The sequence below is a fragment of the Ruegeria sp. AF5 genome (assembly GCF_056541905.1).
In genome coordinates this window covers 70,038-84,256 of record NZ_JBQFYZ010000009.1, presented here as the reverse complement: position 1 = coordinate 84,256, position 14,219 = coordinate 70,038, and the positions used below count along the sequence as shown (strand labels likewise).

At 57.1% G+C, this 14,219-nt stretch carries 14 protein-coding genes and 1 riboswitch; of the genes, 13 read left to right on the top strand and 1 reads right to left on the bottom strand.

What is annotated here, in order from left to right; translation table 11 throughout:
* Positions 1-14 precede the first annotated feature (14 nt).
* From miaB to cmk, 10 genes are all read left to right on the top strand, one after another.
* Positions 15-1,334, top strand: coding sequence for a tRNA (N6-isopentenyl adenosine(37)-C2)-methylthiotransferase MiaB (miaB, locus tag ACR0DS_RS13870; RefSeq protein WP_480559774.1), 1,320 nt, complete (start codon positions 15-17; stop codon positions 1,332-1,334).
* Between the two features lie 37 nt (positions 1,335-1,371).
* Positions 1,372-2,271: an outer membrane protein gene (locus tag ACR0DS_RS13865; RefSeq protein WP_480559772.1), complete on the top strand. Its 900-nt coding sequence runs from the start codon at positions 1,372-1,374 to the stop codon at positions 2,269-2,271.
* Positions 2,272-2,407: 136 nt separating this feature from the next.
* A complete protein-coding gene (locus ACR0DS_RS13860; protein WP_480507088.1) occupies positions 2,408-3,430 on the top strand; it encodes a PhoH family protein in 1,023 nt (340 codons plus the stop codon).
* A 36-nt stretch (positions 3,431-3,466) separates the two neighbouring features.
* Entirely contained in the window at positions 3,467-3,961 is a 495-nt protein-coding gene (ybeY, locus tag ACR0DS_RS13855) for an rRNA maturation RNase YbeY (RefSeq protein ID WP_480559770.1), read from the top strand.
* A 35-nt stretch (positions 3,962-3,996) separates the two neighbouring features.
* Complete coding sequence (locus ACR0DS_RS13850; protein WP_267366995.1) at positions 3,997-4,884, top strand: hemolysin family protein; 888 nt, start codon at positions 3,997-3,999, stop codon at positions 4,882-4,884.
* Positions 4,881-6,395, top strand: a complete 1,515-nt coding sequence (gene lnt, locus ACR0DS_RS13845) for an apolipoprotein N-acyltransferase (protein WP_480559768.1) — start codon at positions 4,881-4,883, stop codon at positions 6,393-6,395. The genes ACR0DS_RS13850 and lnt overlap by 4 nt, the downstream gene beginning before the upstream one ends.
* A 30-nt stretch (positions 6,396-6,425) precedes the next feature.
* Positions 6,426-6,474, top strand: a riboswitch (SAM-SAH riboswitch).
* A gap of 5 nt (positions 6,475-6,479) precedes the next feature.
* Positions 6,480-7,661, top strand: a complete 1,182-nt coding sequence (gene metK, locus ACR0DS_RS13840; RefSeq protein ID WP_480484020.1) for a methionine adenosyltransferase — start codon at positions 6,480-6,482, stop codon at positions 7,659-7,661.
* Positions 7,662-7,757: 96 nt separating this feature from the next.
* Positions 7,758-8,468, top strand: a complete 711-nt coding sequence (trmB, locus tag ACR0DS_RS13835; protein ID WP_480559766.1) for a tRNA (guanosine(46)-N7)-methyltransferase TrmB — start codon at positions 7,758-7,760, stop codon at positions 8,466-8,468.
* A gap of 68 nt (positions 8,469-8,536) precedes the next feature.
* The gene (gene aroA, locus ACR0DS_RS13830) at positions 8,537-9,883 is read left to right on the top strand and encodes a 3-phosphoshikimate 1-carboxyvinyltransferase (protein ID WP_267365452.1); all 1,347 of its coding nucleotides are present in this window, start codon (positions 8,537-8,539) and stop codon (positions 9,881-9,883) included.
* Entirely contained in the window at positions 9,880-10,497 is a 618-nt protein-coding gene (gene cmk, locus ACR0DS_RS13825) for a (d)CMP kinase (RefSeq protein ID WP_480559764.1), read from the top strand. Before aroA ends, cmk begins: the two co-directional genes overlap by 4 nt.
* A 24-nt stretch (positions 10,498-10,521) precedes the next feature.
* Here cmk and ACR0DS_RS13820 read toward each other — a convergent pair whose 3' ends face one another.
* The gene (locus ACR0DS_RS13820) at positions 10,522-10,998 is read right to left on the bottom strand and encodes a YHS domain-containing (seleno)protein (protein ID WP_480473785.1); all 477 of its coding nucleotides are present in this window, start codon (positions 10,996-10,998) and stop codon (positions 10,522-10,524) included.
* Positions 10,999-11,627: 629 nt separating this feature from the next.
* On the opposite strand from ACR0DS_RS13820, the gene rpsA reads away from it, so the two are divergent.
* The 3 genes from rpsA to ACR0DS_RS13805 all read left to right on the top strand — a co-directional run bounded on the left by rpsA (position 11,628) and on the right by ACR0DS_RS13805 (position 14,217).
* Positions 11,628-13,304: a 30S ribosomal protein S1 gene (gene rpsA / locus ACR0DS_RS13815; RefSeq protein ID WP_480473784.1), complete on the top strand. Its 1,677-nt coding sequence runs from the start codon at positions 11,628-11,630 to the stop codon at positions 13,302-13,304.
* A 270-nt stretch (positions 13,305-13,574) separates the two neighbouring features.
* Positions 13,575-13,859: an integration host factor subunit beta gene (gene ihfB, locus ACR0DS_RS13810; protein ID WP_050603110.1), complete on the top strand. Its 285-nt coding sequence runs from the start codon at positions 13,575-13,577 to the stop codon at positions 13,857-13,859.
* Between the two features lie 7 nt (positions 13,860-13,866).
* Entirely contained in the window at positions 13,867-14,217 is a 351-nt protein-coding gene (locus ACR0DS_RS13805) for a lipopolysaccharide assembly protein LapA domain-containing protein (RefSeq protein ID WP_209505811.1), read from the top strand.
* The last annotated feature ends 2 nt before the right edge of the window (positions 14,218-14,219 follow it).

Here is a 14,219-nt window from a genome sequence, read left to right as displayed (position 1 = left end):
CAAAGGCCCGTCTTATGTCCGAACCGAAGAAGCTGTTTATCAAGACCTATGGCTGTCAGATGAATGTCTATGACAGCGAACGCATGTCCGAGGCGCTGGGCGGGCTGGGCTATGTTGAAACCCAGACACCTGATGATGCGGATATGATTCTGCTGAACACCTGCCACATCCGTGAGAAAGCGGCAGAGAAAGTGTATTCCGAACTTGGGCGCTTCAAGGGCCTGAAGGCCGAGAAGCCTGATCTGAAAATCGGCGTGGCGGGCTGTGTCGCTCAGGCGGAAGGCGAAGAGATCATGCGCCGCCAGCCTCTGGTTGATCTGGTGGTCGGCCCGCAAAGCTATCACCGCCTACCCGAGATGGAGGCAAAGACCCGAGCGGGTGAAAAGGCGTTGGACACGGATTTCCCCGAAGAGGATAAGTTCGAAAAACTGAAAAACCGCCCCAAGGCCAAGCGTGGCCCGACGGCGTTTCTGACTGTTCAGGAGGGCTGCGATAAATTCTGCGCCTTCTGCGTGGTTCCTTATACACGCGGTGCTGAAGTCAGCCGCCCAGCGGATCGCATAATTCGCGAAGCCCATGATCTGGTCGAGCGCGGGGTGCGGGAGATCACGTTGCTGGGCCAAAATGTCAACGCCTATCACGGTGCCGGGGCGAATGGTGACATGACGCTTGCTGGTTTGATCTGGGAACTGAACAAGGTCGACGGGCTGGAACGTATCCGCTTTACCACCTCGCACCCGAACGACATGGCCGACGATCTGATCGAGGCACATGGCACCTGTGACAAGCTGATGCCCTATCTGCACCTGCCGGTTCAGTCGGGTTCGGACCGTATCCTCAAGCGGATGAACCGCAGCCACACGGCAGAAAGCTACCTACGGCTGGTCGAACGCATTCGTGCGGCGCGGCCTGATATCGTGATGTCGGGGGACTTCATCGTTGGTTTCCCCGAAGAAACCGAAGATGATTTTCAGGCCACGATGGATTTGGTCGAAGAGGTCAAATACGGCTACGCCTATTCCTTCAAATACTCCACACGTCCAGGAACCCCGGCGGCTGAACGGGCTCAGGTCGATCCGGCAGCGGCAGATGAACGGTTGCAGCGGCTTCAGGCTTTGATCACGCGCCATCAGCGGGAGATTCAGGACGGTATGGTTGGACGCACTGTTCGCGTTCTTTTTGAAAAACCGGGTCGCTTGTCCGGGCAGATGGTTGGAAAGTCTGAATATCTGCATTCGGTGCACGTAAAAGGACCAGAGATCGCCACGGGTGACTTGAGAGAGGTCCGGATCACTGCGTCGGGGGCGAATTCTCTGGCGGGCGAGTTGCTGTAGATCGGTGCAAACACCTCCCGGACACCATAGTTGGTGTTTGTTTCCAAAATTTACCCTTGATTTATTGCTTAGAACTATGCTCCGAGAGGAGCCATGGTTTTTTGGGCGCAAGGATCTGCGTCTACAAATCGGCGATATGCCGGTCCCGGAAAACGGGATGAGGGAGGTACGAGTGTCGACTATCAAGAGCTTTGGGAGCCTGAGCAGGTTGAGAACACTGACGTTAACTGCCGCTGTTACACTGATTGCCGGCGCATCCGTTGCCGGTGATTTGAAAGGTGACATAAGCGATCCGGAAGTGGTCAGCCCGAAAAGATTCAGCAGCGATGTCCGCGCTTTTTACCTGGGACTTACCGGCGGTTATGGCTCTGGCGGGGACGATCGGTTTGGCCTGACAACACCCGGCGGACAGTTTGATATCGGTGATCAGGATTTATCCGGAACATTCGGGGGTCTCCGGGGCGGCTGGCGTGGTGTCTTACCAGCTTCAGGTGGGCGCGACTACGTCTATGGCTTTGAAGTCGGGTATGAATTCGGATCCCTGGACGACACTGTCAGCAGGCGGATCGGCGGCGTCAATGTGCAAGGCGGAACAGAGATATCGGATGTTCTGGCAGTCCGATTTCGCAATGGTCTGACAAACCGCAGCGGACGAATTCTGTATTTCTTCAGTGTCGGATATCTATGGGGCGATGTGGAAACAACCAACAGCTTGGCATTGGGCCCGACGGTTCAGAATTTCTCGGCGTCAGATCGGCGGAACGGTTATTCGGCAAGCATAGGGGCCGAGCACAAGTTGTCCGACAACTGGTCGATTACGGGCGAATATGAATATGTCCAATTCCAATCAAAAAACGTCCAGTTCAGTTCTGGCTTTTCCACAAAGTCCACACCAAAATACAGCGGTTTGAGATTCGGGCTGAACTATACCTTCTGATGTTCGCCCAATCGGCAACCGATCACCGTTAAATCGGCTGTTATGACATCTCAGCGTTTATTTTTGAAACTGTGGCTTGCGCCTACCAAGATTTGTTGTCTACGCTCGGAGTGAACAGCCAAGACAGGAGAGCGGATTGGCCATCGGTGCCCTGACCCCACCGCAAGATGAAATGCCCCAACACGAGGCGTTCGTAGAATTTCCAGACAACCGATTGCTGATTGACCTGTGCGGTGAATATGACCGCAATCTGGCCGAGATCGAAACCAAGCTTTCGGTCCAGATTGTACGTCGCGGCAATCAGTTGGTTGTTATGGGCGATGATGATGCTCAGAAACAGGCAGTTGAAGTGCTTCAATCGCTGTATACACGGCTTGAAGGTGGGCGCGAGGTTGAGGCCGCAGACGTCGATCGCGAGTTGCGGATGGGTGTTTCGGAGCAGGGAACTGGAAGCCGCGATGGCGATCAGCTTGAGATGTTCAAGGGCGGTTCTGTCGAGATCAAGACCCGCAAGAAGCTGGTTGAGCCGCGCACCGACGCCCAGAAAGCCTATGTCCAGTCACTGTTCAAGAATGAGCTGGCCTTTGGAATTGGCCCGGCGGGGACGGGTAAGACCTATCTGGCGGTGGCGGTCGGTGTTTCGATGTTCATCGGCGGACATGTGGACCGAATCATCCTGAGCCGTCCGGCGGTCGAGGCGGGCGAGAAACTGGGCTATCTGCCAGGCGACATGAAGGACAAGGTCGACCCTTACATGCAGCCGCTTTATGACGCGCTGAACGATTTTCTGCCCGGAAAACAGTTGGCCAAGCTGATCGAAGAGAAACGAATCGAAATCGCTCCGCTGGCCTTTATGCGCGGTCGTACGCTGGCCAACGCATTTGTGGTTCTGGATGAAGCGCAAAACGCCACCACGATGCAGATGAAGATGTTCCTGACCCGTCTGGGCGAAGGAAGCCGCATGGTCATAACTGGCGACCGGTCACAGGTCGATTTGCCGCGTGGCGTTCAATCGGGCCTGGCGGACGCTGAGAGGTTGTTGAAAACGATCCCGAATATCAGCTTCAACTACTTCACTTCGAAAGACGTGGTGCGTCACCCGCTTGTCGCTGCGATCATCGAGGCGTATGAGGCCGATGCGGGCCGTGAAACCACGTGAGCACATAGCCCGCTAACGAGGCTGTTGCGCGGTAAGATGACCCTGGATCTCATTTTCGAGGACGAAAGGTGGCAAGATCTTGAGGTCTTGTCACAAAAGGCGATTAACGCCGTTCTGACCCATTGCGGTTTGGCCCCGGAGCTGTGCGAAGTCAGTATTCTGGGGTGCAACGATGCGCGGATTTCGGAACTGAACGCAGAATTTCGCGGCAAACCGACGCCCACCAATGTGCTGAGCTGGCCTGCGGAAGACCTAGCTCCGGACGAGCCAGGGCAATCACCACGCCTGCCAGAGCCGGACATTACCGGCGAGATTGTTCTGGGCGATGTTGCGATTTCCTATGACACTTGTGCCCGCGAGGCGGCCGAGGCCAACAAGGCAATGAGTGACCATGTGACCCATTTGCTTGTTCACGGAACGTTGCATTTGCTGGGTTATGATCACATTCGTGACCCCGATGCCACCTTGATGGAAGAGATTGAGGTCAAGATACTTGGCAAATTGGGTATTGATGACCCATATAAGGTATAATGTGGGTTCAAGACCCGATCAGTTGGAACAAGGTAATGGGCGAAATAGAAGGCAGTTCTAGGGCGGCGCAAAGCGCGCAACCTCAGGACAGCAGTACTGAAACGGAAGAGAAAACCGGTCTGTTTTCTCGAATCCTCGAAGTGTTTTCGAGCGATGATACTCAACCGGACCAGACGGTGAACGGGCAAAACGCGGCTGTGGCGCAGCCACGCGGGATGATTAACCTGCGCCGGATGCGCGTTGAGGATGTTGCCATCCCTACCGCTGAAATCGTCTCGGTACCTTCGACGATCACAAAAGATGAACTGGCGGACGTTTTCCGAAGCAGTGGTATGTCGAGGATTCCAGTCTATGAGGGAACCTTGGATACACCGCTTGGTTTTGTTCACCTCAAGGATTTTGCTCTGACCCACGGTTTCAACGGTGGGGGTAAAAAGTTTGATCTGACCTCTATGCTGCGGACGCTATTGTTCGTGCCGCCATCCATGCCAATCGGCGTCTTGTTGACCAAGATGCAAACCGAGCGGCGTCACATGGCATTGGTGATTGATGAATATGGCGGCGTTGATGGTCTGCTGACGATCGAAGACCTGATCGAGCAGGTCGTGGGTGAAATCGCTGACGAGCACGATGCGGATGAAGACCAGCTTTGGGTGCAGGAAAAGCCCGGATGCTATGTGGTACAGGCACGTGTGCCGCTCGAAGATTTCGAGGCCGAGATTGGCCGGTCTCTGACCAGTCATGAAGACGTCGACGAAGAGGAAATCGATACTCTGGGCGGGCTTGTCTTTATGCTCTCCGGCCGCGTTCCGGCGCGGGGTGAGGTTGTCATTCACCCAGAGGGCCCGGAATTCGAAGTGATCGAAGCCGATCCACGCCGAATCAAACGGCTGCGCGTCATGCTGCCGGACGTTGCTGCATGACCCCAGTAAGGGGCTGGCCATTATCGTTGAGATTGTTGGTCGCTGCCACCCTTGGCGGGGCAGGCGCGTTTGGTCAGGCGCCTCATCTGTATTGGGGCGCAACCGTTTTGGCTCTGGTCCTGATTGTGCCGATTTTCCTTGCCAGCGAAACCCGAGGCCGGGCGGCATGGGTCGGCTGGGCCTTCGCGACCGGCTATTTTGCCCATGCCCTTGGCTGGATCATTGAGCCGTTTCAGGTGGATGCTGAACGACATGCCTGGATGGCCCCGTTTGCGTTAGTATTCTTGGCGGGCGGACTGGCCTTGTTCTGGGCTGCCGCCTTTGGCCTGTCGCGCAATATTGGTGCCACGCCCATTCGTCAGGGCATATTACTGGTTGCAGTCTTGTCCCTGGCAGAGGTGGCGCGTGGATATGTGATGACCGGCTTTCCATGGGCTGGCGTCGCGCAGATCTGGGTGGATACACCGGTGGCTCAGGTGCTGTCTCTGGTTGGGCCATATGGGTTGAACGCGCTGACCTTTGCCGCAACGTTACCAATTGGCGCGGCATTGGTGCAGGATAAACCCTTGAACGGTTTGGTGCGGACCCTGGGTTGTACCGGCGTGATGGCAGCGATGGCGATTGCCTACGGGTTGACGCGACCCGTCGTTCAGGACGGTTCACATCTGGTTCGCGTGGTCCAGCCGAATGCCCCTCAGCACCAAAAATGGGATCCGGCATATGCGCCTTTGTTTTTCGCGCGTCAGGTTGAATATACCGCAGCCTTTCCCAGACCCGACCTGATTGTCTGGCCCGAGACCGCAGTTCCAGCTTGGTTAGGTAGCGCACAACCGTTTCTGTCAACTGTTGCGGATGCCGCGCAGGGTGTGCCGGTGATATTGGGGATTCAGCGCGCAGAAGGCCCGAGAATCTTCAACTCGCTGGTCTATCTGGATGAAACCGGGCGTCAGGCAGGGTTGTATGACAAACACCATCTGGCGCCTTTCGGTGAATACGTCCCCTTGGGTGACCTGATGGGGCGTTTCGGGGTCAGTGGCTTGGCAGCCACAACCGGGCACGGGTTCAGCGCGGGGCCGGGCCCCGCCCTGTTGGACCTCGGCAAGCTTGGAAGCGCATTGCCCCTGATTTGCTACGAAGCCATTTTCCCGCAAGATGTGAATGGTGCGCCGGGCCGGGCTGACTTCTTATTGCAGATCACAAATGACGCGTGGTTTGGTACGCGGTCGGGACCGTTTCAACACCTGGTGCAAGCCCGGATGAGGGCAATTGAGCAGGGCTTGCCGATGATACGTTCGGCCAATACCGGTGTATCGGCCATAATTGACCCATTGGGTCGGGTGACTGCGTCGTTGGCTCTGGGTGAGGCAGGATATGTGGACGCCGCGTTGCCGCAACCACACCGTCGCACGACTTATGCACGTATCGGGGACAGTCCGATCGTTGTTGTCTTACTGTTTATTCTGGCGATGGCGCTGTTTGGTACTCGCGGCAACCGGGCAATTAGAGATTGACCCCAACTTTGGGCAAGCGTATGCGTCTGTGGTCTGCCACAACGGCTTCCTGGCGTGGCGGAGAAACCTTAATGGAGCACATTTATGTCCCGACAGAACTATACTTTTACTTCGGAATCCGTTTCTGAAGGGCACCCGGATAAGGTCTGTGACCGTATCTCGGATGCTGTCCTTGATGCATTTCTAAACGAAGAGCCTGAGGCGCGCGTGGCCTGCGAAACCTTTGCCACGACCAACCGCATCGTTATCGGTGGCGAAGTTGGTCTGTCGGACAAGGACAAACTGCATGACTACATGAGCCGCATCGACGAAATTGCGCGCGAGTGCGTGAAAGACATCGGATATGAGCAGGACAAGTTCCACCACGAAACAGTCGAGGTGACGAACCTTCTGCACGAACAATCCGCCCATATCGCGCAGGGCGTGGATGCCGCGGACAACAAGGACGAAGGCGCTGGCGACCAGGGCATCATGTTTGGCTTTGCCACAACAGAAACGCCTGCGCTTATGCCTGCGCCGATCCAGTATTCGCACGCAATCCTGCGGCGTCTGGCCGAAGTGCGCAAGAACGGCACCGAGCCTGCACTGGGGCCGGATGCGAAATCTCAGTTGTCCGTCGTTTATCAAGACGGCAAACCAGTCGGCGTCAGCTCGATCGTTCTGTCGACGCAGCATCTGGATGAGGCGCTGACGTCGGATGACATCCGCGCCATCGTTGAACCCTATATCCGTGAAACTCTGCCCGAAGGCTGGCTGTCGGCTGATACCGAATGGCACGTCAACCCGACCGGCAAATTCGTTATTGGCGGACCGGATGGCGACGCGGGTCTGACCGGTCGTAAGATCATCGTGGATACCTATGGTGGCGCGGCCCCGCATGGTGGCGGTGCTTTCTCGGGCAAAGATCCGACCAAGGTTGACCGTTCGGCGGCCTATGCCGCGCGCTACCTGGCGAAAAACGTCGTAGCCGCCGGTATGGCCGAGCGCTGCACCATTCAGTTGAGCTATGCCATTGGCGTATCGAAGCCGCTGTCGATCTATGCAGACACGCATGGCACGGGTCAGGTTGCAGATGCGGCGATCGAAAAAGCAGTTGGCCAGATCATGGATCTGACACCCCGCGGTATTCGTCAGCACCTTCAGCTGAACAAGCCGATCTACCAGCGTACAGCGGCTTACGGGCACTTTGGTCGCGAACCGGATGCGGATGGCGGTTTTAGCTGGGAACGCACTGATCTGGTCGACGCACTGAAATCAGCAGTTTGATCTGAAAAATCCAAAGCGCGCCTTCAGGGGCGCGCTTTTTCTTTGGGGCGGTGCACGCTCTTGCAACGTACTCCGCTGCGCAGTATGGCCACCGCCATGAGCACCGAGACCCCACAACGCCCGCGCAGAAACTTTTATGGCCGTTTCAAGGGCAAGACCCTAAAGCCCAGTCAAAAGACCTATCTGAACGAAGATCTGGCTGAATTGTCACCCGGCGCTGTGGACTGGGACATTAACCCTGAACGCAAGCCGCTGGACCTGGATGGCCTGTTCGGCGGTAAGCCGGTCTGGTTGGAAGTCGGCTTTGGCGGTGGTGAGCATCTGGTGCACCAGGCGCAAAACAATCCTGACATTGGCATCATCGGGGCCGAGCCTTACATCAACGGTGTTGCCATGCTGCTGGGCAAAATCCGTCAGGCAGGTGTTGAAAACCTCGCCGTGCACCCCGGAGATGCGCGTGATCTGTTCGACGTGCTGCCAGAGGTCAGCGTTTCGCGCGCGTTCCTTCTCTATCCCGATCCATGGCCCAAAACGCGGCATCATCGCCGTCGGTTTGTAACCCAGGAACATCTTGAGCCATTCGCAAAGGTGCTGAAACCCGGGGCGATCTTCCGGGTTGCTACTGACATTCCCGATTACGTGCGTCAGACATTGGAAGAGGTTCCGCGCGCCGGGTTTGAATGGCTGGCCGAACGCCCTTCGGACTGGCGCGAACCGTGGAACGACTGGATCTCTACGCGATACGAGCAGAAGGCGCTACGCGAGGGTCGGACACCTCACTACCTGACCTTCCGACGCAAAGGCTGATTGCCGCTGGACCAACGGGCGTCAATTCGCTAATCGGCTTGAGCACTGATAGCGCAAAAGGAGCCCTCATGTCCGGACACGGCACGCCCATCCCGATGACCTCGCATCCCTGCGGCCCGCTGACCGGCATGGCAGAGGTGCCCGGCGATAAGTCGATTTCGCACCGGTCGCTGATCCTTGGCGCAATGGCCGTGGGTGAAACCCGGATTTCGGGCTTGCTGGAGGGCGAAGACGTTCTGGATACCGCCAAGGCGATGCGTGCCTTCGGTGCCGAGGTCACAGATCACGGAAACGGGGAATGGACAGTGCACGGCGTGGGTGTCGGTGGCTTCGCCGAACCGGGTCAGGTGATCGACTGTGGCAACTCGGGAACCGGTGTGCGGCTGATCATGGGGGCGATGGCGACCTCTCCGATCACTGCGACATTTACTGGTGATGCCAGCCTGAACAAACGCCCCATGGCGCGTGTTACAGACCCTCTGGCCCTGTTTGGGGCAGAATCGGTTGGGCGGTCCGGCGGGCGCTTGCCGATGACCATCGTTGGCGCGGCGGACCCGACCCCTGTGCGATACGAAGTTCCTGTGCCGTCGGCGCAGGTGAAATCTGCCGTTCTGCTGGCGGGTCTGAATGCTCCCGGAAAGACCGTTGTGATCGAGAAAGAGGCCACGCGTGACCATTCCGAACGGATGCTGGCTGGATTTGGTGCCGAGATCACCGTCGAGGATACCGACGAGGGCCGAGTTATCACTTTGACCGGTCGCCCGGAACTGAAGCCGCAGGTCATCGCTGTACCGCGCGATCCGTCCAGTGCGGCTTTTCCGGTTTGCGCGGCGTTGATCACACCTGGATCCGATGTTTTGGTGCCTGGGATCGGTTTGAACCCCACACGCGCGGGCCTCTTTACGACCTTGCGCGAGATGGGCGCTGATCTGACCTATGAAAACGAACGCGAAGAGGGAGGCGAACCAGTCGCCGATTTGCGCGCCAAATACTCGCCCAACATGAAAGGCATCGACGTTCCTTCCGAGCGTGCCGCCTCAATGATCGATGAATACCCGGTTCTGTCGGTAGTGGCTGCAAATGCCACAGGCACAACGATGATGGGTGGCGTGAAAGAGCTGCGCGTGAAGGAAAGCGACCGGATTGACGCCATGGCCCGTGGCCTGCGCGCCAACGGGGTGACTGTTGCCGAAGGTGACGATTGGTGGTCGGTTGAAGGGCTGGGCATCGGCAACGTTCCGGGTGGAGGCACCTGCGAAAGCTTTCTGGATCACCGCATCGCCATGTCGTTCATGGTGATGGGTATGGGTGCACAGAGCCCCGTGAGTGTGGATGACGGCGGCCCGATCGCGACGTCGTTCCCGATCTTTGAACCACTGATGGAGTCGCTGGGTGCAAAGGTAGAGCGCACTTGAGTTTCACGGTTGCCATTGACGGACCAGCGGCTGCGGGCAAGGGCACGATATCAAAGGCCGTGGCGGCGCATTTCGGGTTTGCTCATCTGGACACGGGTTTGCTGTATCGCGCTGTCGGAAGGCGTACGCTTGAGGGGGAAAGCGCGATTGAAGCCGCGCAGTCTCTGACTGCAGAGGAGCTTGAGAAGGGCGACCTGCGCACCGCCGACGTTGCGCAGGCAGCTTCCAAAGTGGCGGTTCTTCCGGAAGTTCGTGCGGCCTTGGTCAATTTTCAGCGCGCTTTTTCCCGCAGGGCAGGTGGGGCCGTTCTGGACGGTCGTGATATCGGCACGGTGATTTGTCCGAATGCCGAAGTGAAGCTGTTTGTAACAGCCAGTGCTGAAGTGCGCGCCGAGCGACGCTTCCTGGAGCTAAGTGCAAAAGGCGCTGACGTAACCCGTGAACAGGTTCTGGCAGATGTCAGAGAACGGGATGCGCGAGATGCTGAGCGCAGCATCGCTCCGATGAAACCCGCTGAGGATGCCGTGCGGTTGGACACCACCGATTTGAGTATCGAGGCGGCGTTGGCCAAAGCCCTTGAGGTGATCAACGCAAAACTGCCCGCGACGCGTTAACGCCGCAGGCAAACGGGGCAGGTCTTACAGCTCGCCCACGGCGACGGTTTTGATATTCGCCCATTGGTCATCCGCCGTCTTTGCGGTGGCGACAACGTCCTTCAAAAAGGCTGCCCGGGTTTCCGCGTTCAGGAACAGAAACAGTTTTCCGTCTGCGACAAGGTATTGATCCGGGTCACCGTCAAACTTCTTGCCGACCGATACGCCGAATGAACAGAAGCCACCATGCTGCGGCAGGTATGCAGCAGGGTTTGCCTCGAACGCTTCACGGTTCGCGGCGGACGTGAAATAATAGGAGGCTCCGTCATAAGTTGACGAATGAGTGGCGAAGCCTTCGACCGGGTTGCCATCATTGACCAATGCAACCAGATCAACGCCATGTGCGGCCAGTGGCGCACCAGCGGCTGAAATGCCGTTGGACACGTTGATTTCGTCAGCGGCAAAGGCCGGGGTGGACAGGGCAATTGCAGTCGCCATGGCGGCAAAGATGAGAGATTTCATAATATTTTCCTTTTGGTTCTGGTTTCTGGTCGACCTCTTTGTCGACCGATAAAGCTAAATTAGGGAAAGGATACGGAACGTTTAATCTCAGATACGTCACCAAATCTTGCAGATCGTACAAACAGTCGAATGGTTGGCGTTCACTCTCCAATTCTCCACCATCCATCCTGTGACGCAGGAAGCCGGGCGCCGCGTGACGCGCGAAAAGTTGAGACATATCACCTTTGCGTTGCATGCTGAGGCTTAGCCGCGTGGTTCGGTTCCCGGTACCAGGATTCCTTCGGGCAAGAACCTGCCGCGGACCATGCAGACTTTTTCAGTCAGAACCTGCTATCATTCAGGTTGCCATCTTGCATTGGGGATCAGCGCTAGGCAGGAGTTCCTGCGCGCGCTGCCGCGCACCATAGGCTTTGCACTTGCACCGGTTCAAGATTCAGCCTATACGCGCGCTGTCGATACAAGGGCGGTCAACGTCCGGATGACGTTTCTGAGCAGGGCCGGGTTACCTCGGCCCTTTGTGTTTGTTTGCTCGGGGCGCACCGGATCACGCCTGAAGACGTCATGAAACAAGACCGGCGGAGACAACCGCTCGGCCAGCAAAAACGTACTGTAAAGGAAATGAACGCCACATGGCTAACACATCCATGGAGGAATTCGAAGCCCTCCTGAACGAAAGCTTCGAAATGGACACGCCCGAAGAGGGTTCTGTTGTCAAAGGCAAGATCCTGGCGATTGAAGCCGGTCAAGCCATCATCGACGTCGGCTATAAAATGGAAGGCCGCGTTGATCTGAAAGAATTCGCAAATCCCGGCGAAGCCCCTGAAATCGCTGTCGGCGACGAGGTCGAAGTTTACCTGCGTGCCGCAGAAAACGCCCGTGGCGAAGCCGTCATCTCGCGCGAGATGGCCCGCCGCGAAGAGGCATGGGATCGTCTGGAAAAAGCATACGCCGACGACCAGCGTGTCGATGGTGCAATCTTTGGCCGCGTCAAAGGTGGCTTCACCGTCGATCTGGGTGGCGCAGTTGCGTTCCTGCCCGGTTCGCAGGTTGACGTACGCCCCGTACGCGACGCAGGCCCGCTGATGGGTCTGAAGCAGCCGTTCCAGATTCTGAAAATGGACCGCCGCCGTGGCAACATCGTTGTGTCGCGCCGCGCAATCCTGGAAGAATCGCGTGCCGAACAGCGCGCCGAAGTCATCGGCAACCTGACCGAAGGTCAGAACGTCGAGGGCGTGGTCAAGAACATCACCGAATACGGCGCATTCGTTGACCTGGGCGGCGTAGATGGCCTGCTGCACGTCACTGACATGGCATGGCGTCGTGTGAACCACCCGTCCGAGATCCTGACGATCGGTGAAACCATCAAGGTTCAGGTCATCAAGATCAACAAAGACACCCACCGCATCAGCCTGGGCATGAAGCAGCTTCAGGAAGATCCGTGGGATCTGGTTGCTGCCAAGTACCCTCTGGGCTCGGTTCATCAGGGTCGCGTCACCAACATCACCGACTACGGCGCATTCGTCGAACTGGAAGCCGGTGTCGAAGGTCTGGTGCACGTGTCCGAGATGTCCTGGACCAAGAAAAACGTCCACCCCGGCAAGATCGTCTCGACCAGCCAGGAAGTCGACGTCATGGTTCTGGAAATCGACGGTGCCAAGCGCCGCGTGTCTCTGGGCCTGAAGCAGACTCAGCGCAACCCATGGGAAGTGTTTGCAGAAACCCACCCCGAGGGCACCGAAGTCGAAGGCGAAGTCAAGAACATCACCGAATTTGGTCTGTTCATTGGCCTCGAGGGCGACATCGACGGCATGGTTCACCTGTCGGACCTGTCCTGGGACGAGCGTGGCGAGGATGCGATCCAGAACTACCGCAAAGGCGACATGGTTTCGGCCGTTGTCTCGGAAGTGGATGTCGAGAAAGAGCGTATCTCGTTGTCGATCAAAGCTCTGGGTGGTGACAAGTTCGCAGAAGCCGTTGGCGGCGTGAAGCGTGGCTCGGTCATCACTGTCGAAGTGACCGCAATCGAAGATGGCGGCATCGAGGTCGAGTACGAAGGCATGAAGTCGTTCATCCGCCGTTCCGATCTGTCGCGTGACCGTTCCGAACAGCGCCCCGAGCGTTTCTCGGTCGGTGACAAGGTTGATGTCCGCGTAACCAATGTCGACAGCAAGACCCGCCGTCTGGGTCTGTCGATCAAGGCGCGCGAGATCGCAGAAGAGAAAGAAGCCGTGGAACAGTACGGTTCTTCCGACTCGGGCGCGTCGCTGGGCGACATTCTGGGCGCAGCGCTGAAGTCGGGCGACTAAGCCCGGGGCGCATCCCAAGTATGATTTACGGCCTCGCATGGAAGTGCGGGGCCGTTTTTGTTGCGAATCAACGTGTTCCAAACACGCTGCTTAAACTCGATAATGTTCGCGCTTGAAGTGTGTAAATCGGCCTGTCGGGCAAAATTTCGCGTGAGAATATGGCAAAATAAAGCCTCAACACGCAGAGTATCCGTTCCCCCGTTCTGGGTTTTTTCCTATACTGTCAAAACAGTAGACCTGTCACACCGGCTGCCTGGGAGGGTATCACGAATGATCCGTTCAGAACTGATTCAGAAAATCGCTGACGAAAACCCGCATCTCTATCAGCGTGATGTCGAGCGGATTGTGAACACCGTGTTCGAAGAAGTCACCGATGCCATGGCGCGCGGCGACCGGGTCGAGCTGCGCGGCTTTGGTGCCTTTTCGGTGAAAAAGCGGGATGCCCGCGTTGGGCGCAACCCCCGTACCGGTGAAACCGTTCAGGTCGAAGAAAAATGTGTACCATTTTTCAAAACTGGTAAGTTGCTCAGGGATCGTTTGAACGGTAAAGCCTGACCTCATGATGCGTTACCTTCGATATGCTTTTCTTGGGACTCTCGGGATCGTTCTGATTTCCGTTTCCCTGGCAAATGTTCAGTCTGTAGAACTGAAACTGATGCCCGATGCTCTGGCCGAGCTTCTGGGCTTTAACGTCAGTACCTCTTTACCGCTTTTTCTGGTCGTTCTCGGTGGCGTTGTCGCCGGTTTGATCATCGGTTTCATGTGGGAATGGCTGCGGGAACATAAACACCGCCGCGATGCGACCGTGAAAAAGGGCGAGGTCCGCAAGCTTGAACGTGAGGTCAAGAAGCTCAAGAAAAAGCAGAACGAGGGTAAGGATGATATTCTGGCCCTGCTCGACGAGGCCAGCTGAGG

Bases quoted from the DNA above. Each gene is read 5' to 3' on its own strand.
- miaB (WP_480559774.1), top strand. From the start codon at position 15: ATGTCCGAACCGAAGAAGCTGTTTATCAAGACCTATGGCTGTCAGATG.
- ybeY (WP_480559770.1), top strand. From the start codon at position 3,467: ATGACCCTGGATCTCATTTTCGAGGACGAAAGGTGGCAAGATCTTGAG.
- ACR0DS_RS13850 (WP_267366995.1), top strand. From the start codon at position 3,997: ATGGGCGAAATAGAAGGCAGTTCTAGGGCGGCGCAAAGCGCGCAACCT.
- lnt (WP_480559768.1), top strand. From the start codon at position 4,881: ATGACCCCAGTAAGGGGCTGGCCATTATCGTTGAGATTGTTGGTCGCT.
- metK (WP_480484020.1), top strand. From the start codon at position 6,480: ATGTCCCGACAGAACTATACTTTTACTTCGGAATCCGTTTCTGAAGGG.
- trmB (WP_480559766.1), top strand. From the start codon at position 7,758: ATGAGCACCGAGACCCCACAACGCCCGCGCAGAAACTTTTATGGCCGT.
- aroA (WP_267365452.1), top strand. From the start codon at position 8,537: ATGTCCGGACACGGCACGCCCATCCCGATGACCTCGCATCCCTGCGGC.
- ACR0DS_RS13820 (WP_480473785.1), bottom strand. From the start codon at position 10,998: ATGAAATCTCTCATCTTTGCCGCCATGGCGACTGCAATTGCCCTGTCC.
- rpsA (WP_480473784.1), top strand. From the start codon at position 11,628: ATGGCTAACACATCCATGGAGGAATTCGAAGCCCTCCTGAACGAAAGC.
- ihfB (WP_050603110.1), top strand. From the start codon at position 13,575: ATGATCCGTTCAGAACTGATTCAGAAAATCGCTGACGAAAACCCGCAT.
- ACR0DS_RS13805 (WP_209505811.1), top strand. From the start codon at position 13,867: ATGCGTTACCTTCGATATGCTTTTCTTGGGACTCTCGGGATCGTTCTG.